The following is a 17,384-nucleotide window of genomic DNA, read 5'->3' on the forward strand; positions in this document are numbered from 1 at the left end:
GGGCGCTTGCAATAGTGCCGATTACAGGTCGCCTGCGCCCCAGGCCAGGAACCCGCCATCCACAGGCAGAACAACACCATTCACGTAAGCGGCTACGTCAGATGCCAGATAGCTAACTGCGCCGGCAATTTCTTGAGTCGTTCCGTAGCGCTTAGCCGGAATAGCATTGCTATAAGCCTGGCGGAAGGTGTCGCTGTGCAACTCCTTGGTCATCGGGGTATCGACCGGGCCCGGCGCAATAGCGTTAGCAGTGATCCCGTATTCGCTGAGTTCCACAGCCATCTGCCGGGTCAACGCAATGACTGCACCTTTAGAGGTACCGTAAGCGGTTCGCCCCTTGCCCACGGCACGCATACCAGCGACCGACGCAATGTTGATGATTCTACCGAACCCATTTTTCCGCATGATTTGAGCGGCGAGCTGGCAGCACATGAACGTGCCAGTGACGTTGATGTGCATGGTCTTGTTGAAAACGTCTAGGTCAAACTCTAGGAACGGCATGGTCTTGGCGATGCCTGCGGAATTCACCAGTACATCGCATCTCCCGAACTCGCTATCGATCCAAGAAAATGCATCCCTTACAGACTCCACCGAGGCTACATCTACCTGGCACGCGTCAGCTGTGAAGCCCTCCGCACGGAGCTGTCGCGAAAATTGCTCAGCCGCGTCGACGTTGATGTCACAAATGACGACATGATGCCCGTCCTTTGCCAGTGAAACGGCAGCTTCAGCACCGATACCCATCGCACCGCCTGTAACCACGGCGATTTTCTTGTCTGCGTACTTCATCGAAACCCTCTCTTGTTATGATCGCCAAAGGCTTATTGGATCGCTGAAGGCTAGAGCTGCTGGCCCGAGTGTGCAATAGATAAAAAATCGCGCAAGTGACAGGAAACCTCACACTAGCCACTGAACCCCCATTACCCCCCCCAATTTAATTGGTCAAGGCTATTGAGCGAGCTCTCTCAGACCATATCCTACCCAGCGAGGCATAAGTCAGACCTGTTTCTTATTAAGCGCACTTGGTCGCCAACCCACTCTGAAAGTAACTTTCATAACAAGGTGCCACCTTGAACAACCAAGACGAAAAATTATTTCACCAAATAATTCAGAGCCCCAAGCTTCATATCATCAGCCAACACCCAAGAGAAGCATAGCAACTAAAAACCCGATACTGCGCACCATGAAAACTTTAAACAGAGGATAAATTTAATTCAGCGACTGAGCGGCAGAACTACATCTACCAGAAGGCTATTCCATCTGATCGTCTTCATGGCAGACTTGTTTTTGTGTTAGTGTACGAATCCCTTCTACGATGTGCTTTCTTCAACGTTACGCTCTAAAGGCTCGATTAATGGTCAAGCGGTTCTGTACCCTCAGCGATGTAGCCCAAGCTGCAGGCATGTCTCGTGCCCAAGTATCCCGGGCATTGAGGGGTGACCCAGGAGTCCGGCCTGAGACTCGCGACCGCATCGACAAAATCGCAGCAGCGCTCAACTACCGACCCAATCTTGCGGCACGTAGCCTGGTATCAGCCCACTCGTCGATTGTGGGATTGATCATTGGCGATCCAAACAACCCATTTCACATCCAACTGGCGCAGGCGGTAGATCGTCAGCTGATCAAAAGCGGCTTCGATCCAGTCACCTCGCTTCGCTCCATTGAGGACGGCACTGCTGTTGAGGAGGCAGAACGCCTGCTTCGCCTCCGGGCAGCTGGCGTGATCATGCTAGCGACACCCCATACCGCAAAAGTGATCGGAGAAATTGCCGAGCAGCTTCCCTGTGTTTACATCGGGAGCAAGCGGATCGCACATCCTCGGGTAACTGAGATAGCGATCGACGATGAAACAGGTGTGCGCCAAGCAATGGAGCATCTCCTGGCTCTGGGGCATAAGCGTATTGCTCACCTTGGCGGTGGAAGCGAACCATCGGCCAGGCAACGAACCAAGACCTACTCCAAGGTGATGGAAGAAAATGGTCTGGAGCCAATGATGCTGAAGGGGACTCACGAAGCCGAGTCAGGCCGACGTGGTGTAGACATGCTTTTCGCGCTCGAGAAGCCTCCAACAGCTATTTTTGCTTCCAACGACTACATCGCTCTGGGAGTTCTTGATCGCCTAAAAGGTATGGGTCTATCAGTACCTGGTGATGTATCAGTAGTAGGGTTTGACGACATCCCTGCGGCCTCTAGCGAAATGTTTTCGCTCACCTCCATCCGGCAGGATTGCGATGCTCAGGCACTTGTCGCCGTGCGTTCCCTGCAGGAGCTGATCAACCAAACGGGCCGAGCCACGCAGCGCAAGTCCATGCCTGTCGAGCTCATCATTAGACGCTCGACCGGGGCCCCTCGCCCATCCTGATAAGGCGAAATGCGCGTCCGCTCATCGTTGACGCGCCAAAATGCCGCACTTAAGATTCGCAGCTCCAGCGACGACCGCCCCTCGCTTCACATCGAGACCAATCCCGCTGGATATTTTTTGCAGAAAAATGAGAGCGCTCTCTTTCTGTGCCACGGCATGCTCTGGTCGCTTAGTCATTCGATTCCGATGGATCGAAGATAGACCACAGAAAATGTTGACCCCATAGCTCTGGCCTCATGCAAAAGCTGACGAGGTCATGATTGATACAGGAGTCGTGATGGATCGTCGTAGCGTACTGAAAGCTGGGCTGGTGTTGATCGCCACCTCAGCAGCAGCTGCGGTATACCGACCTGCAGGTGCCGCTTTGCGCATCTTGTCGGGCGGTACCAAGTGGCTGGCCAAAGAAACACTTCCGCCCTCCCCCATAGATCCCACCAAACGCATGTTCCTCACTGACAAGGAAATGGCTCAAATCACTGCGATCTTTGACCGTCTCATTCCAGCAGACGAGTTGAGCGTCAGTGCATCGCAGGCGGGTTGTGTGACGTTTATCGATCACCAACTCGGGAGCCCTTATGGGGAAGGTACGTGGCGGTACATGGAAGGGCCAGAGCAAAAGGGCACTCCCTCCCAGGGGGATCAGTCACTTCGCAGCCCGGCACAGCTCTACAGAGAAGGCTTGATCCGTTTGGAGGAGCATTGCCAGAAACAGTTCAGCACCTCTTTTGAAGCATTGACCCCTGAACAGCAGGATGCCCTGCTCGAGCAAATGGAAGCAGGCAAAGTAGACCTGACATCCGTGCCATCGGATGTGTTCTTCAGACAGCTTCTCACCAATGTCCAAGAAGGGTTCTTCGCTGACCCTGTCTACGGCGGAAACAAGGACATGGCCGGTTGGAAAATGATCGGCTTCCCTGGCGCTCGTTACGACTACCGCGACTTCGTGACCCAAAAAAATCAGAAGCTGGAAATCATCCCCGTGAGCATCCTTGGTCGCATCTGACCAGGCCTTTAGTACCGCAACGCCGTATTGGCGATAGCCTGATTTTGGAACCGCAATCATGACCTATTCTCGTCCCAAAGCTGACGTCGTTATCGTCGGACTTGGCTGGGCCGGCTCTTTGATGGCCGAAGAACTCACTCGCGCAGGCCTCGATGTCGTCGCCATTGAACGCGGCGCCTGGGAACAAACACATCGCAATTTTCCACCTAGCATTGCTGCAGACGAGCTTCGCTACGGCTCCCGCCGTGAAGCCCTAAAGCCACCGAGCATCGAGACACTGACTTTCCGTAACTCCCCTAACCAAACCGCGCTGCCGGGTCGAGACTTCAACATTTGGCAGATGGGCAACAGCGTTGGTGGTGCCGGCAAACATTGGGCCGCTAACGCATGGCGCTTCACCCCTTCTGACTTCGTCATGGCGTCGAGGGTGAAAGAGCGCTATCCCAAAATGAAGCTCGCTGACGGATTGATCCTCCAGGACTGGGGCGTTACCTATGACGATCTCGAGCCCCACTATGACCGATGGGAAAAAATCTCAGGCGTTTCCGGCAAAGCAGGTGTCATCAATGGCCAGGTGCAACCTGGGGGCAACCCATTTGAAGGCTCTCGCAAAAGTGAATTCCCAACCCCCCCGCTGGTTCGCTCCCACTGGAACGATGTCTTCCATCAGACGACCGAAAAGATGGGTATGCACCCCTTTCCAATTCCAGCGGGCACGATTGGCGCTCCATTCACCAATCCGTTGGGTATCAACCTTGCCCCATGCACCTACTGCGGCTTCTGTGCCTTCTACGGCTGTGGCAACTGGTCAAAGTCTTCGCCAAACGCCTGCGTTATTCCGGCGCTGATGGATCGAAAAAACTTCACTCTCTTAACCGAATGCAACGTGCTTAGGGCGGATAAAGCAGCTGACGGGAAGACTCTCAAAGGTGTCACGTTCCAGGACTCTGACGGAAACATCGGCTTCCAGCCGGCTGACATCGTGGTGATCTCTGCCTACCAGCTCGACAACGTGCGGCTTCTGTTGCTGTCGCAAATCGGCACACCATATGATCCGACGACCCGCAAAGGCACGATAGGCCGAGCCTACAACTATCAAACGATGTCCTACGGCTTCATGTACTTCGAAGATAAGCACATGAACCCGTTCATCTCGACAGGTGCCCTGTCGACCCAGATCGACGACTTCAATGGCGATAACTTCGACCATACCGACCTAGGCTTCATCGGCGGTGCCGGCATCCAAGCGCTCTCTGACCAAGCGACTCCAATTGGGATGGCCGACCGCGTGCCACCAGGAACCAAGATGTGGGGCTCCGAGTGGAAGCGTGCGTTCAAACACAGTTACCAGAACTACGCCAAGATCCAGGGCCAGGGCACCTCTTACTCCCACGTCGACTCCTATCTCTCTCTTGATCCGACGTACAAGGACAAGAACGGTCAGCCACTCATGCGCATGACGTTCGACTACAACGAAAACGATCGACGCATGGCCCGTTTCATTCGTGATCGGATCGACGAAATCTGCCGCGCCACCGGCGCAAAAAGCTGGGAGGCCGTGGCATTCCCCGACCAGCACAACTCGCCGCTTCGCGGCTACGACAGTGGTCATACCATCGGTGGCGCCGTCATTGGCCTGAATCCGGAAACCTCAGCGCTCAACCCGTTTCAGCAGAGCTGGGATGCACACAACTTGTTCGTGCTCGGCGCTTCTTCCTTCCCAAACAACGCAGGCTACAACCCAACCGGCACACTGAGCGCTCTCGCCCTCTGGACTGCAAAAGCCATCATCAACGATTACATCCGCCAGCCTGGCTTGATGACCCGCTAAGGAGAGCACCGTGAGCAAGATCAAAACCATAGCCGCAGCCATCCTCGGCTGCGGCATGCTGGGCGGCTTGGGGTTTCTAGGATTTGCGGCTTGGGGCGAGCATCGCACTTACCCTCCATTGCAAGCCAGTCAGAAAGGGCCAATTGAAGAACAGGTAAAACGCGGTAAGTACGTTGCAGCAATGGGGGATTGTGCGGCTTGCCATACTGCCCATGGGAAACCAGAGTATGCCGGCGGATACGCCTTGCAGACTCCGTTCGGCGTTATCAAGGCTTCCAACATCACCCAAGACCAGGAAACCGGTATCGGCGGGTGGACGATTGAGCAATTCGATAACGCCGTGCGCCACGGGGTAGGTTCTCACGGATACCTCTATCCTGCGATGCCCTATACCGCCTACGCAAAAATGACCGACCAAGATGTCTCAGACCTTTGGGCGTACATGAAGACTATCGCTCCGGTAAGGCAAAAGGTCGTGGAGAATGAGCTTCCATTCCCTTACAACCAGAGATTCCTACTTGCTGGGTGGAATCTCCTGTTCTTCAAGGACGACCAGTTCCAGCCAACAGTAGGCATGACAGCGGAGGTCAATCGTGGTGACTACCTGGTTAACGGCCCCGGCCACTGCGCCTCTTGCCACACCGCTAAAAACCTTCTGGGTGGCGATGTCCCTGCAACGCTTCAGGGTGGAACCCTACAAGGCTGGCACGCACCGGATTTGACGCCAAATCCACATACTGGCTTGGGCAAATGGACGACTCAGGACATCGTCACGTATCTCAAAACAGGTACAAGTCGCCAGACTGTTGCGTCGGGCCCAATGCAGGAAGCGGTGGAGAACTCTACTCAGCATTTGACTGATAGCGATCTCACTGCGATAGCAACCTACCTGCAGCAGTTGCCTGAGAGTGACCACCGCAAGCCCGAGACAATTGCTGCAACCGACCCTCAAATGATCACTGGCAAGGTGGTAATGGAAAGTCAGTGCAATGCCTGCCACGGCTCTGACGGCACCGGTGTGCGCAATATGATCCCATCACTGAAAGACAATCCACAGGTCAATGCTGCAGACGTCTCCAGCTTGATGCACACCGTCTTGATGGGCGTGGAAGGGCCAGTCACTTCAGGTAACCCTACCGGGGCAGGCATGCCGCGATTTGACTGGAAGATGCCTGACGACGATGTCGCCGCGGTGTTGACGTATATCCGAAACAGCTGGGGTAACAGCGGTTCCAGGGTGACCGCAAACGACGTGAAGGAATCTCGACTCCAACTCGGCGCCGAGCATTGGATTCAGTGACAGCAGTACGCCGGGAGGCATCTCCCGGCTTTCTTCTAAAGGGCCAGCCCTTTTATTCTTCCGGGAAAACAATAAATAAAACAGTTCCTCTCGGTTCAGGCACCAGCCTGTTCACGCTCCTATTCTGCTTCAGCTTTGTCGCCGCCCTACCCTCCCAATCATCCGCTGCCGACGCATTCGCTACTGACTCACCGTGGATGACGGGAGATTGGGGCGCAATGCGCAGTGAGCTCCTGCAGCTAGGCATCTCCATGAACATGGGATACGTAGGCGAAATGGCAACAAGCGTTTACGGTGGCTACCGGAGGAACGAGCACGCTACCCGCTACGCCGATCAATTCACCCTTGGAACTGACATCGACCTCCAGAAACTTGCCGGGTGGGACGCAACTCAATTCAGCTTCGCTCTCGCCAACCGCAATAGTGGGACAGAGATGCTTTCTCTCAAACTCATTTTGCGCTCTGGAACAAGGATCACATCAAGAACCGCATAAGTCCTTTCTGTAGCCTCCCTGACCACGGACAACCTCGTGCTCTTATCATCAAACACCTCAATCTTTCTACGCGGGTCTTTACCATCAACTTTTTAATTGCATAAAAAATCTTCCCACCGGCCTTCGTTACTCGAACAGCAATGCCTGAGTGTGACTATCTTAAACATACATCTCAGACTCCCGGTCAGAACATACAAGATCACGAATAAAGTCTTCAGTGAAATTGATCCGCAAAGCCACATCCACACTCCTACTCAGCAACTAAACCGTTGATTTTCTCGAGTTTTTAGTGTCTAATCGCCTGCCTCACCTGCCCTGGTGGTGAAATTGGTAGACACATCGCACTTAAAATGCGCCGCCTTCTGGGCGTGCCGGTTCGAGTCCGGCCCGGGGCACCATCCTTGAAGCACAGGCTAGCTCGGCCTGGCACCTAAATTTGTTTCTCGTGGCTAGCCATACGGCGCCTTTTTGCTGCCCGGCGGAAATTCGCCTTGCAGCTGCTAGAGTGGAGTTTGTCTGCATCCACTGGAAGGCTGCCATGCGCTACTCCCTGCTTGCTGGTCAACGCGACGTGATCATCCTGGTCGCCCGTGTGCTGTTGATGATCCTCTTCGTCATTTCCGGCTGGGCGAAGCTGACCGGCTTCGAGGGCACGGTCGGCTACATGACGTCGCTGGGAGCTCCCGCGCCCATGGTCGCCGCAGCGGTCGCCGTGATCATGGAATTCTTCGTCGCGATCATCCTGATCCTAGGCTTCTACACCCGTCCGCTAGCCTTGCTGTTCGCCCTGTTCGTACTGGGCACCGCGCTGTTGGGGCACCCGTTCTGGAATATGGTCGACCCTGAACGTGCCGCCAACATGACCCAGTTCCTGAAGAACCTCAGCATCGTTGGCGGTTTGCTGTTGCTGGCGGTGAGCGGCCCCGGGCGATTCTCGCTGGACGGGCGCTGAGTCAGTCGTCCAGGTCATCGTGCCAGGCTGGATGGTCGCGCTCGTCATCATCGAGGTCATCGAGGTCATCGAGGTCATCCAGCAGCGCATCATCCTCTTCGACCTCATCCTCGGCACCCTGCGCATCCGCCTCAGGTTCAAAGCTGTCGTAGAGAAATTCGTGGTCGAGCAGGTGATCGTGTTCAGGCTCGTGCAGGTCGTCTTCGTCGCGCATGGTCGCTCCCGGAAAAATGGCACGCCTGTATAGGCGCATCTGCAGCCATGGTCAATGGTGGGTGGGTTAATACTGACTTAACCAGTAGCCCTCATCCTACAGGCTCCCCCTTCAAACGTGACTTGCCCGCCAGCATGGCGGGCTTTTTTCTCCCTGCGCCTCATCAGTGAAACACGTCTTCGATGGAACTTCCCCCCTGCCTGCCAGGCTCGCAAACCTTGCAGGACTCGGAATTTTCAAGGAGAAACTTCATGGCCGTAGACATCGACAATCTGATCATCACCACCCCGGTGCCGAAATCGCCCTCCAACCCGGTTGCCCTGGAGGTCACTGGCGCACAGGCCTTGGCTACCCTGACCAGCGTTGTTGCCCGTCAGAGTGACGGCTCGATACGCATGACCGCCCCGACCAAGGGCGCGGCCAGCAAGAGTACTCACCGCACACGCTGCGAATGGAAAGAAGCCGTGTACTGGCCACTGGGCAGTGCCGCGCGCCACCGCAATCACCAGACCATGACCCTGGAGAAGGTCAATCTGGCGCAAAAGGTGGTCATTGCCCAATTGCATGTGAAAGATAACAACAGCCCGCCAATCAAGGTGTTCTGGAACAAAGGCAAAATCACTGTAGGCTTTCGCTCAGATTTGACTCAGGCAACGCCTCTCAACAGCACCGTGCTGGCCGATGTGCCGCTGGGCGTGCGCTTCGATGTGAGTATCGAGGTTAGCGAAGACGGCGCTTGCAAGGTCAGCGCGAACTGCAATGGCCGCAGTGGCACCACGGTCGGGCTGCAACTGGGGCCATCGTGGGCAACGCAGACGCTGAATTTCCACGGCGGGGTCTACAATCAAGTGGACTTCAGCGATGACACGCCGGCAGAGGATGCTTCGGTGTGTGTGATCAGCGCACTTGAGTTGAGCCATGAGTGAGCCAGGCATTACCGATTACCTACATGTTCTTCACGAATTCATGACACACGCCTTGGCACACTGACACTGCTTCTCACGTTCTTTGGGCCCGCCACTTGTTGGCGGGTTTTCTTTTTCTGGAGGGCCTAATACCGCCGGACGCTGAATGCCAACCGTCACGCATGCTCACCGTTACCCTCGTAGCTGCTCGGCTTCGGAAATCTTTGCCCCCACAACGAAACAAACGACTCCCAGGCCATCGTGCGCAACAGCGGGGGGATCAGCTAAGGTACGACCCTTGGTCATCTTTTTGTACTACTCAGTACATTTCACGGGTAAAATCCGCTCCCGCCCGGGAATTGCCCTACAAACCTACGATCTGGTTATGGAGTGTATTGAGACGATGCAAACGGATTCAAATCGCCTGATGACCGCTCTGGAGCGCAAAATGCTGCTTGAAAGTTTCAGCATCAGCGCTACCCAGATTGAGGAGCAGTTGAAGTACATCGTTTGCGGGCACTCCACATCAGCCGAGCTAGAGCGACTGCTTGGCCCGTATGAGGACTGCGAAAGCCGGGGTGACCTGCGATTGCTTCGGTGGGCGTTTGTCTACACAGAAGAGGGCCTGGGCCTGAGCGACCCTCAAGTGCTCACGGTGGCCATCGACGCAAAGGGCTGCGTCACTGATTTTGCCCTCGTGTAGCGCAAGGCCTGAGGGAAATCATTCACGAACGCCCTGACGCTCTAAATGCTATCGACTTCTTAAACGCTGGCTAGCGTTATTGCTCGCGCCTCTCAACTGGGGCGCCTCCAGAACCCTGCGATTCTGGGCATCGGCGAACTCCATCCAGTGATCGAACGCCTCACGGTGGCTGCGGCAGGTATCGTACCAATCGATGCTATCGATTTGCCCATAGGCGATCTTGGTCATCGTATCAGCCGTCAACTCGCTGAGCCTTTTGAGCGCTTGGTACGCATGATACTGGCGCTCTTGATTATCAGTGTCCATGAGAATTCACCCGCAAGTCCATGTTTCTTATCAGTACTACTTACACCGACTAGCACACCTGCCTGGTGTTTCTTACTGCTGGTGAAAACCCGACGAACGTATCACTTCTCCCCTCGCTCGAACTGACTCTTAGCTGCCAACGTAAGCACCGCAGCGGGAGGCCTTACCCGGTCTTTGAGCGCTCCGACTGACTAATCTCTCCGGCCGCGATCCGACGGGCGCGCCCCACACCCCAGGCCAGCGCTCTGGTCATGGATTCACCGGGACGTGAATCGAATGCCTCCTCATGAAGGGCCATGCCGCCTGAGGCATACACCCCGATGAACATCTGCGTGTTACCTGTGCGCGACAGTCGCACCTGCACATCTATGAATGTTCCGTCATCGAGTCTTTCGTCATGAGTCCTACTGTGAAGCGTCGGGTCAGCCCAAGCCCAGAAAACTTCACCGCGTATCCTCATGGCGCTCTCCTAATACTTTGGTCTTATTCGGATGGTGTATTGCCACCATAGCCAAAGCCCGGCGCTAAGCAACCGAGTACCACCGGTTTGTGATTTGAATCGGACAATCGGTTGTGATCGTCTCCCCGCCATTCACTACCGTGATATGGCGGGCACGGAGCATCAGGCATAGACCGTGCGATCGACCTGGGCATGGAGGCGCTCAAGCCTTGGCGCGGCGTCACCTGCCACCTGCTCAAAGGGGGTCGGCATCAACTGCATCACCATCGAACGGGCGAAGACGGTTTGCAAACCGATACAAGAACGGCCTATAGCCCCCCAGTCGCTTCGAGCGCCTCACGCTACCTCTTCACGCTCAAACAGTGCCCATAGCCGAGCAGACTCGGCGAACTCCAGCATCTCGACGAGTTGGTCTGCATCAACGTCGCTGCGTCGGTGCGCGGCAATCGCGAGTTCAGCAAGCACAGCTGCTCGACCATCGGGATCGGCCACCAGAGCCGATTGGTCATTGAGTTCGGCCAACCAGGCCGTTGGCAGCCTCAACATTTGACCGTCCACAACTGGTCGATCCGCGTCGTATAGGATTGGCTCATCATCTCCCTCCTCATTGCCCAGTCCGGTGTCGCCGGCACACTGGCGGCTCGCATCGTCCCCCTCCCCCAGCGCTCGTTGATGCCATCCATCACCTGCATCAGCCGGTCACATGCCACCGATTGCTTCAGCGCAAACAAGTCCCCTGAAAACTCACCTGATTGCCGCAGGTCCATCAGCAGCACCTCTGCCTTGCTGTAGCGAAAACCGGGCCTGAAGATGCGGCCAACCGCTTCTGTGGCTAATCGGGTCATCAACAGCGTGTCGCAGGTAGGGTATGGAAGTTCAACCAAAGCCCCCTGTGCGTGGTGCGCCTCATCCGGGTTGAACATGCCGGTGCGGATGCTGACGCGCATGCGCTTGCACACCGAACCCTGGGCCCGAAGCTTTTCTGCGGCCCGACCGACATAGGTGGCCACCGCCTGCTTGATGGGCGCCAGCTCAGTCAGCCGCTTGCCGAACATCCGACTGCAGCAGATTTCCTGCTTCGGCGGCTCAGCCTCGTCCAATTCCAGGCAAGGCGTGCCGGCCAGCTCGCGGGCAGTTTTCTCGACCACCACACTGAATTTCTGTCGCAGCGTCCAGGCGTCAGCCTTGGCCAGATCCATCGCCGTGTGAATGCCCATCGCTTCAAGGTGGGCAGTCATACGGCGACCCACTCCCCATACCTCTTTCACCTTGGTATTGCGTAGCACCCAATCGCGCTTGAACGGCTCGGTAATATCGACCACCCCGCCAGTCTGGGCTTGCAAGCGCTTGGCCATGTGATTGGCGAGCTTGGCCAAGGTCTTTGTGCCGGCGATCCCAACCCCCACAGGTATGCCGGTGCACTGGAAGATCCTGGACCGGAGCTTTCGCCCGAACTGGCTCAGGTTTTCCTGAATACCGGACAGATCAGCGAAGCACTCGTCGATGCTGTAGATCTCGGCGGCAGGCACCATCGACTCGATCAGGGACATGACGCGCTCGCTCATGTCGCCGTAAAGCGCGTAATTACTGCTAAAGGCCATGATGCCGTGCCGACGCAGCTTGTCCTTGGCCTGAAAGTACGGTTCGCCCATCTTCACGAATGGCTTGGCGTCGTATGACCTGGCGATCACGCACCCATCATTGTTGCTCAACACAACGATCGGGGTCTTGGCCAGGTCGGGCCGGAATACCCGCTCGCAGCTCGCGTAAAACGAGTTGCAATCGATGAGTGCGAAAACTTGGTCACTGCGCATGGTCGCGAACGCTGTAACGCACAACGCCCCATATGACCAGATCATCGCCCTCCATGATGTACCGCGGCGGATACGCCGGGTTTTCCGACTTGAGGATCACCACGCCGTCGCGACGATGCAGGCGCTTGCAGACCGGCTCGCTGTTTACCGCGGCAATGACCACGTCGCCGTGCTCGGCCTCCCGGCCGCGATCTACGATGACAATGTCGCCGGAGTAAATCCCCGCCCCTTGCATGCTGTCGCCCTCCACTTTCACCAGATACACATGGGGTGCGCGGAGGTCGAACAGCTCATCAAGGGAGATATGGCCTTCCAGATGATCCGCTGCCGGGGATGGAAATCCGGCCGGCACATGAAATGAATAGAGCGGTAGCGGCTCGGTAGTGCCAGATGGCGTACCCAAAATTGTGATGGTCATAATGGTGAGCCTGATGAATACTGTATGTGTATACAGTAAATCCGGCATCGGCCGCTCGGTCAATCCTGGGCGATGAAAATTCTGACGGGCGAGAGGTGGGCAATGTGCGGACGGTACTCGATCTACGAATCGATGGATCATTACCTGCGCCAGCTATCGCTGGACCTGGTCGTGATAAATGGTTATGACCACGAGCCAATAAGCCGTTACAACGTGGCGCCCTCCACCCGCGTCGAGGTCATACGCCAGGTAGACGGGGGGCTGAGCGTGGATCGGGTGAAGTGGGGGTGGTCGCCATTTTGGGCGAAGGGGAAGCGCCCCGACCCGATCAATGCTCGTGCTGAGACGGTCGTGACGGGGAAGTTCTTCAGAGACCTGTGGCCAGCCGGTAGAGCCCTGGCGCCAGCGAACGGGTGGTTCGAGTGGATACCCGACCCAGCAGAGCCAAAGCGAAAACAACCGATGTACATCACGAGCGCGGATGGCGCCCCGCTTTACTTCGCTGCGCTCGCTGAAGTGCACCAGGGCACTGAGCCGGACGAGCGCGACGGGTTCGTGATCGTCACGGCCGCGGCAGACCAGGGGCTGATCGACATCCATGACAGAAAGCCCTTGGTGCTGACGCCAGAGACCGCTCTAGAATGGCTGGCCCCTACCACGTCGCCTGAGCGCGCTGCAGCGATCGTGGAGACAGGATGCCGCCCGGCTGAGGATTTCAGGTGGTACCCGGTGGGCAAGGCCGTGGGGAATGTACGTAATCAGGGCGCTGAGTTGATAAGGCCGATTCAGTGAAGAGGCGGCACATCCTTGTACCGGAATTGGCGCTTTCACTCGCTCAACATGAGGTATGATGCCGGCCCCGTCGCGCTCAATCAGACGTGGCGGTTCGCTGCGCCATGCAGTCGCTGTAGATTCGCCCGGCCACCGGATCAGCATGGCGCTGCCTGGTTGGGGTGGAGCTTGATATGAGAGGTACCTCAGGCGGAGGTGTTGACTGTCGAGTGCACAACAGATGCTCTGCAGCCAAAGTTCAACTCTTCAAGGATAGGTTTCATGTTCAAACAACTGATCTGTGCCACTGCTATCGCAGCTGCGATGAGCTCCATTTCCGCGTGTGCCGAAGATGTCAAAGAGCCTAAGTGCTCCGACTTAAAGCGCAATGATCAGGAGATGCTGAAGAAGCAGGAAGCTAAGTACCCAGAGCTGATGCGCAAGCTGCGAGAAAAATGCCCCAACCAAGGTACCGGAGGCTTTGTGCCCAGCACTGCTACGAAAGGCCTCATCAGGTAACTATTAGCTCTCGCTGCGATTACGGCAACACCCAGTTAGGGCATGGTGAGCCTTAGCAATTGCCTGGGTGGCGGCGGTCGCAGCCTTCGACGCCTTTGTCGCGGCACTCTCGGCCTTCCGGGTCAGCTCAGCCAAGCGTTTGTCACGCTCGGCCAGGGCAGCATCGTAGGCTAGCCGGATCTTGGCCATCAGGCTGGACCGGGTCGTGGCCATGGACCAGAACGCCGATATCTCGCCTCGACTAACCCTGGCCTTCAATCGGAAGAGCATGCTGATGCGCTGGCGTCACTTAGAGGCGCTGATGTTCAACGCCGCAACAAATCTGGACTTCAAGCGTGCTGAGACGTTAAGAACGTACTGTTTCCGCCACAGGAATCCATCCACATGGTTTGAACAGGCCGGCACAGGGGTACCTGCTTCGGCCGAGCTCCAGCGACTACACCAACCAAAGGAACCAAGCTGGCAAGCATACCGGCGCTGGGCTCAAGCCCTATCTCGGCGATGCCGACGATAAATACCACCACCGCGCCGCTCCTGTCCGAAGCCGCCTGACCATCCGGCGCTGCCCGTCAGTTCCTCAACGCTTTCTGATCGGCTTGGAGATAATCACCGAAGCCAAAAAGCACGCTCCGAGAACAGCCAGCCAGACAAAGTGCTGGCCAGGATACATCGACGATAGGGCTCCCCATATGCCAAACAGCGCAAAGCCGACACGGCGTAAACGCCTTGGTGTGGGCCACTCCTGCATCCGGCTTGCTTTAACGTGATGACTGTCCACTGCTATTCCTCTCCTGTATCGAGAGGCCATTATAGATCGACTCGCACGCCAGCCCATCTACTCGACTTCGCTCAAGCGCTGCTGCGCAGCTGCCCGCCATTCGGTCAGACACTTCAAGCAATTCCCCGAGCACCACGACGACAGAGGTTCCTGCCTGGCGCTGCTGGGTAGTGATGGTATCGCAGGTTGCTGCTCGGCCGGCGCGCAGTCGGGCGATTTTACTGCGCAGCCCACCAGCAGCAGCGGCGCGGTCTTTGGCCAGTTCAAGTTGTTGTCGTGCACTCTCGCCCTTCTTGTCCGCCACGGCTTGGCGGCGCTGTTCTTCGGTTCTGGCTTGGGCGGCAGCGCGGCGGTCGCGCTCGGAAACCTCGAGCCGGTCGTCGGCCAGATCGCGGCGTGCCGTCTCAATATCGCCCTTCGCCACCGCCCCTCGATACTGCTGGCCACCCGCGACCAGCACTAGGGCGATCAGCCACCAGCACCAGGCCGGTACCGCGGCCAGCCAGCTCATGCCAGCGCCCTCCGCGCACCTTCGTCAATGATTGCCGGCGGGTATGAGTTGCCGCCGTTCTCGTGGATGATGATGCTGACAACCATCCCGCGCAGCGTGGCCGGATCCTTGATGTTGATCGGGTCGGTGGCACCCACGCTCAGGCGCTTGGCCACGGCCGAGGCATAGGCCTGGGTGTCGTTCTCATTGCTCGGCGCCCAGCGGTTGATGGTTTCGAGCACGATGTCGATGCCTTAGCCGCCAACGCCTGGCATGCCGTTCTTGCCCCGGTAGTTGATCAGCAGCTTGCCCAAGGCTCGGATGCCGGTCTCGGGTGTGTCGAAGATGGCAAAGCGCCCACTAGGTTCCCTGCCGATCTGGCCTTGCCAGTTGTTGCGTGGGTCGAAGTCAATGTTGCCGGGGTTCCGATTACGAACGCCCCGGGGCTGCGGCTGAGTCATGGGTTTTCTCCACGCAAAAAGAAGCCCGCACGAGGCGGGCTGAGTGATGAATGCGCTATTATCAGGCCACTACGAAGGGGGGGGCCAAATGAAACAACTATGGATTGGAGTGGCGCTCGCTATTGGGCTAAGCGGCTGCGGGACCGTGCGAACGGTATCGGACGAGTCGAAAGCCATGGGCGATCTAGCCGAATGGAACACGTACTGCCCGGCCATCCCTCGGATGTACAGCGGCGTTGCGTACCAGTTTTGCAACCTAACTGGACCGGAAAGACCAGGAACACATTCAGACCCCTATCAAATCCTGATCGACATGGCCGCATCTGGTATTGCTGATACCGTTGTGCTGCCGTATACCAGCTATCAGCAATACAAATACGGCAATATGGTGATACCAAGCTTTAGCCCGCAGCTAATTCAAGAGCAGCCTGAGTCGGGGCCTTCATTGTGACAGTAGCCTCGCGGCTGCAATCCTTCTGAACCTTAGCTACGACGCAGACTTCGAGAACTCCCTCGCCCAGTAGCTGGCGTGGCTTTGCTGCCTGCGAAAAAACCGCTGACAGGCTGGCTATGTGTCCTCAGTGGTTCTGATGCGTAATACATGGACTGAACCAGAAGGAATTGAGTCATGCGAATCAAAATGGCGGTGTTGTTAGTCCTGTGCGCACTGGGTGGCGGGTGCGGGAGCTTTTCTCAGGGGAATAGCCGTGACACCCAAGCACAAGGCATACCCTGTGATGGTGATCCACCAAACCAGCCTGAGTGCTCGTCCCGACAACCGCGCGATGGCTGGTGGAACGATCGCAGATACTGAAAATTTTAAGAACGCGCCGCCGCGGCCAGAGCCAACAAAGCGCATTCGCTGATCTGGCTCTGAGCCCGCCGTCATAGCCACTACTGATGGAATTACTTCGATGAGCAAACTATGGATTGGAATGGCTCTTACTATTATGTTGAGCGGGTGTGGGACCGTACGAACGGTGTCGAACGAATCGAAAGCCGTGGATGATCTCGCTAGATGGCAGACTACTTGCCATACAATTCCTCGCGCGTACAGCGGAGTCGCTTATCAGTTTTGCAATTTGAATGGGCCACAACGTAGCGGGCCTCATTGGGCGCCCTTCTCTATCCTGGTCGATATGGCGGTGTCGGGCATTGCCGATACAGTGATCCTTCCGTACACCGGATATCAACAATACAAGCGCGGCAATGTGCCCATTCGTAGAATGGAATATTGATGCCCCTTATCAGGCCGCAGGAGCTTCAGGCTCTGGCACTGGATCAACCGGGTCCGTCTCGGCGCTGTAGTCTTTCAGCACTTGGGGCGGTGAAGACTTGAGCAGTCGGGAACTGACTCAGGATCTCCCGCGCCCGGGCATCAGCTTCTTCCTGGGTGGCGTATCGTGTGTTGTTGCACGTCATAGGCGTTGCTCATATTTACGGCTACAAATGGTATAGCGGTGCCCTCCTGGAGCTGATTAGAAACCTGTGACATCGATTACAAGTGGACTGCCACTGGAGTAGAAACATTGCTCGCAGCCGGCGGACTGGGGTCAAACGACGGCGAGGTATGGTCGGTTATCAGCGCCCCGCCCGTCGACTG

The 17,384-nt window shown here is 56.7% G+C and carries 20 protein-coding genes, 1 tRNA gene and 2 pseudogenes; 13 read left to right on the forward strand and 10 right to left on the reverse strand.

Annotated features, from left to right (window positions below):
* Window positions 1–21 precede the first annotated feature (21 nt).
* Complete coding sequence (locus OSW16_RS16835; RefSeq protein ID WP_012051834.1) at window positions 22–789, reverse strand: SDR family NAD(P)-dependent oxidoreductase; 768 nt, start codon at window positions 787–789, stop codon at window positions 22–24.
* 565 nt (window positions 790–1,354) lie between these two features.
* Between OSW16_RS16835 and OSW16_RS16840 the strand changes: the two genes are divergently transcribed.
* From OSW16_RS16840 to OSW16_RS16865, 7 genes are all read left to right on the forward strand, one after another.
* The gene (locus OSW16_RS16840; RefSeq protein ID WP_267816993.1) at window positions 1,355–2,362 is read left to right on the forward strand and encodes a LacI family DNA-binding transcriptional regulator; all 1,008 of its coding nucleotides are present in this window, start codon (window positions 1,355–1,357) and stop codon (window positions 2,360–2,362) included.
* A 277-nt stretch (window positions 2,363–2,639) separates the two neighbouring features.
* Entirely contained in the window at window positions 2,640–3,365 is a 726-nt protein-coding gene (locus tag OSW16_RS16845) for a gluconate 2-dehydrogenase subunit 3 family protein (RefSeq protein WP_267816995.1), read from the forward strand.
* A gap of 58 nt (window positions 3,366–3,423) precedes the next feature.
* Entirely contained in the window at window positions 3,424–5,196 is a 1,773-nt protein-coding gene (locus OSW16_RS16850) for a GMC family oxidoreductase (protein WP_267816997.1), read from the forward strand.
* Window positions 5,197–5,206: 10 nt separating this feature from the next.
* Window positions 5,207–6,496, forward strand: a complete 1,290-nt coding sequence (locus OSW16_RS16855; RefSeq protein ID WP_267816999.1) for a c-type cytochrome — start codon at window positions 5,207–5,209, stop codon at window positions 6,494–6,496.
* A gap of 275 nt (window positions 6,497–6,771) precedes the next feature.
* Entirely contained in the window at window positions 6,772–6,990 is a 219-nt protein-coding gene (locus OSW16_RS26935) for a carbohydrate porin (protein WP_324288851.1), read from the forward strand.
* A 312-nt stretch (window positions 6,991–7,302) separates the two neighbouring features.
* Window positions 7,303–7,388 (forward strand) — tRNA-Leu (locus tag OSW16_RS16860).
* A 140-nt stretch (window positions 7,389–7,528) separates the two neighbouring features.
* The gene (locus OSW16_RS16865) at window positions 7,529–7,942 is read left to right on the forward strand and encodes a DoxX family protein (RefSeq protein WP_241805345.1); all 414 of its coding nucleotides are present in this window, start codon (window positions 7,529–7,531) and stop codon (window positions 7,940–7,942) included.
* Window position 7,943: 1 nt separating this feature from the next.
* Here OSW16_RS16865 and OSW16_RS16870 read toward each other — a convergent pair whose 3' ends face one another.
* Entirely contained in the window at window positions 7,944–8,156 is a 213-nt protein-coding gene (locus OSW16_RS16870; RefSeq protein WP_267817002.1) for a hypothetical protein, read from the reverse strand.
* Between the two features lie 251 nt (window positions 8,157–8,407).
* Between OSW16_RS16870 and OSW16_RS16875 the strand changes: the two genes are divergently transcribed.
* Window positions 8,408–9,082 carry a polysaccharide lyase family 7 protein gene (locus OSW16_RS16875; protein WP_267817004.1) on the forward strand — a complete coding sequence of 225 codons (675 nt, stop codon included), beginning with the start codon at window positions 8,408–8,410 and terminating at the stop codon, window positions 9,080–9,082.
* 277 nt (window positions 9,083–9,359) lie between these two features.
* Entirely contained in the window at window positions 9,360–9,764 is a 405-nt protein-coding gene (locus OSW16_RS16880) for a hypothetical protein (protein WP_267817006.1), read from the forward strand.
* A gap of 48 nt (window positions 9,765–9,812) precedes the next feature.
* Here the strand turns inward: OSW16_RS16880 and OSW16_RS16885 are convergent, their stop codons facing one another.
* From OSW16_RS16885 to OSW16_RS16905, 5 genes are all read right to left on the reverse strand, one after another.
* Window positions 9,813–10,070, reverse strand: coding sequence for a hypothetical protein (locus OSW16_RS16885; protein WP_267817008.1), 258 nt, complete (start codon window positions 10,068–10,070; stop codon window positions 9,813–9,815).
* 163 nt (window positions 10,071–10,233) lie between these two features.
* On the reverse strand, window positions 10,234–10,530 hold the full coding sequence (locus OSW16_RS16890; RefSeq protein WP_267817010.1) for a hypothetical protein: 297 nt from the start codon (window positions 10,528–10,530) through the stop codon (window positions 10,234–10,236).
* 336 nt (window positions 10,531–10,866) lie between these two features.
* Window positions 10,867–11,076, reverse strand: a complete 210-nt coding sequence (locus tag OSW16_RS16895; RefSeq protein WP_267817012.1) for a hypothetical protein — start codon at window positions 11,074–11,076, stop codon at window positions 10,867–10,869.
* A complete protein-coding gene (gene umuC, locus OSW16_RS16900) occupies window positions 11,070–12,344 on the reverse strand; it encodes a translesion error-prone DNA polymerase V subunit UmuC (RefSeq protein WP_267817014.1) in 1,275 nt (424 codons plus the stop codon). Before umuC ends, OSW16_RS16895 begins: the two co-directional genes overlap by 7 nt.
* Complete coding sequence (locus tag OSW16_RS16905) at window positions 12,334–12,762, reverse strand: LexA family protein (RefSeq protein WP_241805353.1); 429 nt, start codon at window positions 12,760–12,762, stop codon at window positions 12,334–12,336. Before OSW16_RS16905 ends, umuC begins: the two co-directional genes overlap by 11 nt.
* A gap of 102 nt (window positions 12,763–12,864) precedes the next feature.
* Between OSW16_RS16905 and OSW16_RS16910 the strand changes: the two genes are divergently transcribed.
* Both OSW16_RS16910 and OSW16_RS16915 read left to right on the forward strand, forming a co-directional pair.
* Window positions 12,865–13,554 carry an SOS response-associated peptidase family protein gene (locus OSW16_RS16910; protein WP_267824015.1) on the forward strand — a complete coding sequence of 230 codons (690 nt, stop codon included), beginning with the start codon at window positions 12,865–12,867 and terminating at the stop codon, window positions 13,552–13,554.
* A gap of 261 nt (window positions 13,555–13,815) precedes the next feature.
* Window positions 13,816–14,052 carry a hypothetical protein gene (locus tag OSW16_RS16915; RefSeq protein WP_267817017.1) on the forward strand — a complete coding sequence of 79 codons (237 nt, stop codon included), beginning with the start codon at window positions 13,816–13,818 and terminating at the stop codon, window positions 14,050–14,052.
* A gap of 758 nt (window positions 14,053–14,810) precedes the next feature.
* Here the strand turns inward: OSW16_RS16915 and OSW16_RS16920 are convergent.
* Window positions 14,811–15,341, reverse strand: coding sequence for a DUF2514 family protein (locus OSW16_RS16920; RefSeq protein WP_267817019.1), 531 nt, complete (start codon window positions 15,339–15,341; stop codon window positions 14,811–14,813).
* Window positions 15,338–15,781, reverse strand: a pseudogene (locus OSW16_RS16925) (structural protein P5). The gene OSW16_RS16920 and the pseudogene OSW16_RS16925 overlap by 4 nt, the downstream one beginning before the upstream one ends.
* An 88-nt stretch (window positions 15,782–15,869) precedes the next feature.
* Here OSW16_RS16925 and OSW16_RS16930 point away from each other — a divergent pair.
* Both OSW16_RS16930 and OSW16_RS16935 read left to right on the forward strand, forming a co-directional pair.
* On the forward strand, window positions 15,870–16,232 hold the full coding sequence (locus OSW16_RS16930) for a YceK/YidQ family lipoprotein (protein ID WP_267817021.1): 363 nt from the start codon (window positions 15,870–15,872) through the stop codon (window positions 16,230–16,232).
* A 499-nt stretch (window positions 16,233–16,731) separates the two neighbouring features.
* Window positions 16,732–17,019 carry a YceK/YidQ family lipoprotein gene (locus OSW16_RS16935; RefSeq protein WP_324288852.1) on the forward strand — a complete coding sequence of 96 codons (288 nt, stop codon included), beginning with the start codon at window positions 16,732–16,734 and terminating at the stop codon, window positions 17,017–17,019.
* Window positions 17,020–17,028: 9 nt separating this feature from the next.
* On the opposite strand, the pseudogene OSW16_RS16940 reads toward OSW16_RS16935, so the two are convergent.
* Window positions 17,029–17,237, reverse strand: a pseudogene (locus OSW16_RS16940) (hypothetical protein).
* Between the last annotated feature and the right edge of the window lie 147 nt (window positions 17,238–17,384).

The organism is Pseudomonas putida (genome assembly GCF_026625125.1).
Lineage (GTDB): Bacteria > Pseudomonadota > Gammaproteobacteria > Pseudomonadales > Pseudomonadaceae > Aquipseudomonas > Aquipseudomonas putida_X.

What these genes read in the sequence shown, in the direction of transcription:
- OSW16_RS16835 (WP_012051834.1), bottom strand. Translation starts at nt 789, where the DNA reads ATGAAGTACGCAGACAAGAAAATCGCCGTGGTTACAGGCGGTGCGATG.
- OSW16_RS16840 (WP_267816993.1), top strand. Translation starts at nt 1,355, where the DNA reads ATGGTCAAGCGGTTCTGTACCCTCAGCGATGTAGCCCAAGCTGCAGGC.
- OSW16_RS16845 (WP_267816995.1), top strand. Translation starts at nt 2,640, where the DNA reads ATGGATCGTCGTAGCGTACTGAAAGCTGGGCTGGTGTTGATCGCCACC.
- OSW16_RS16850 (WP_267816997.1), top strand. Translation starts at nt 3,424, where the DNA reads ATGACCTATTCTCGTCCCAAAGCTGACGTCGTTATCGTCGGACTTGGC.
- OSW16_RS26935 (WP_324288851.1), top strand. Translation starts at nt 6,772, where the DNA reads ATGGCAACAAGCGTTTACGGTGGCTACCGGAGGAACGAGCACGCTACC.
- OSW16_RS16865 (WP_241805345.1), top strand. Translation starts at nt 7,529, where the DNA reads ATGCGCTACTCCCTGCTTGCTGGTCAACGCGACGTGATCATCCTGGTC.
- OSW16_RS16870 (WP_267817002.1), bottom strand. Translation starts at nt 8,156, where the DNA reads ATGCGCGACGAAGACGACCTGCACGAGCCTGAACACGATCACCTGCTC.
- OSW16_RS16875 (WP_267817004.1), top strand. Translation starts at nt 8,408, where the DNA reads ATGGCCGTAGACATCGACAATCTGATCATCACCACCCCGGTGCCGAAA.
- OSW16_RS16885 (WP_267817008.1), bottom strand. Translation starts at nt 10,070, where the DNA reads ATGGACACTGATAATCAAGAGCGCCAGTATCATGCGTACCAAGCGCTC.
- OSW16_RS16890 (WP_267817010.1), bottom strand. Translation starts at nt 10,530, where the DNA reads ATGAGGATACGCGGTGAAGTTTTCTGGGCTTGGGCTGACCCGACGCTT.
- OSW16_RS16895 (WP_267817012.1), bottom strand. Translation starts at nt 11,076, where the DNA reads ATGTTGAGGCTGCCAACGGCCTGGTTGGCCGAACTCAATGACCAATCG.
- umuC (WP_267817014.1), bottom strand. Translation starts at nt 12,344, where the DNA reads ATGCGCAGTGACCAAGTTTTCGCACTCATCGATTGCAACTCGTTTTAC.
- OSW16_RS16905 (WP_241805353.1), bottom strand. Translation starts at nt 12,762, where the DNA reads ATGACCATCACAATTTTGGGTACGCCATCTGGCACTACCGAGCCGCTA.
- OSW16_RS16910 (WP_267824015.1), top strand. Translation starts at nt 12,865, where the DNA reads ATGTGCGGACGGTACTCGATCTACGAATCGATGGATCATTACCTGCGC.
- OSW16_RS16915 (WP_267817017.1), top strand. Translation starts at nt 13,816, where the DNA reads ATGTTCAAACAACTGATCTGTGCCACTGCTATCGCAGCTGCGATGAGC.
- OSW16_RS16920 (WP_267817019.1), bottom strand. Translation starts at nt 15,341, where the DNA reads ATGAGCTGGCTGGCCGCGGTACCGGCCTGGTGCTGGTGGCTGATCGCC.
- OSW16_RS16930 (WP_267817021.1), top strand. Translation starts at nt 15,870, where the DNA reads ATGAAACAACTATGGATTGGAGTGGCGCTCGCTATTGGGCTAAGCGGC.
- OSW16_RS16935 (WP_324288852.1), top strand. Translation starts at nt 16,732, where the DNA reads ATGTTGAGCGGGTGTGGGACCGTACGAACGGTGTCGAACGAATCGAAA.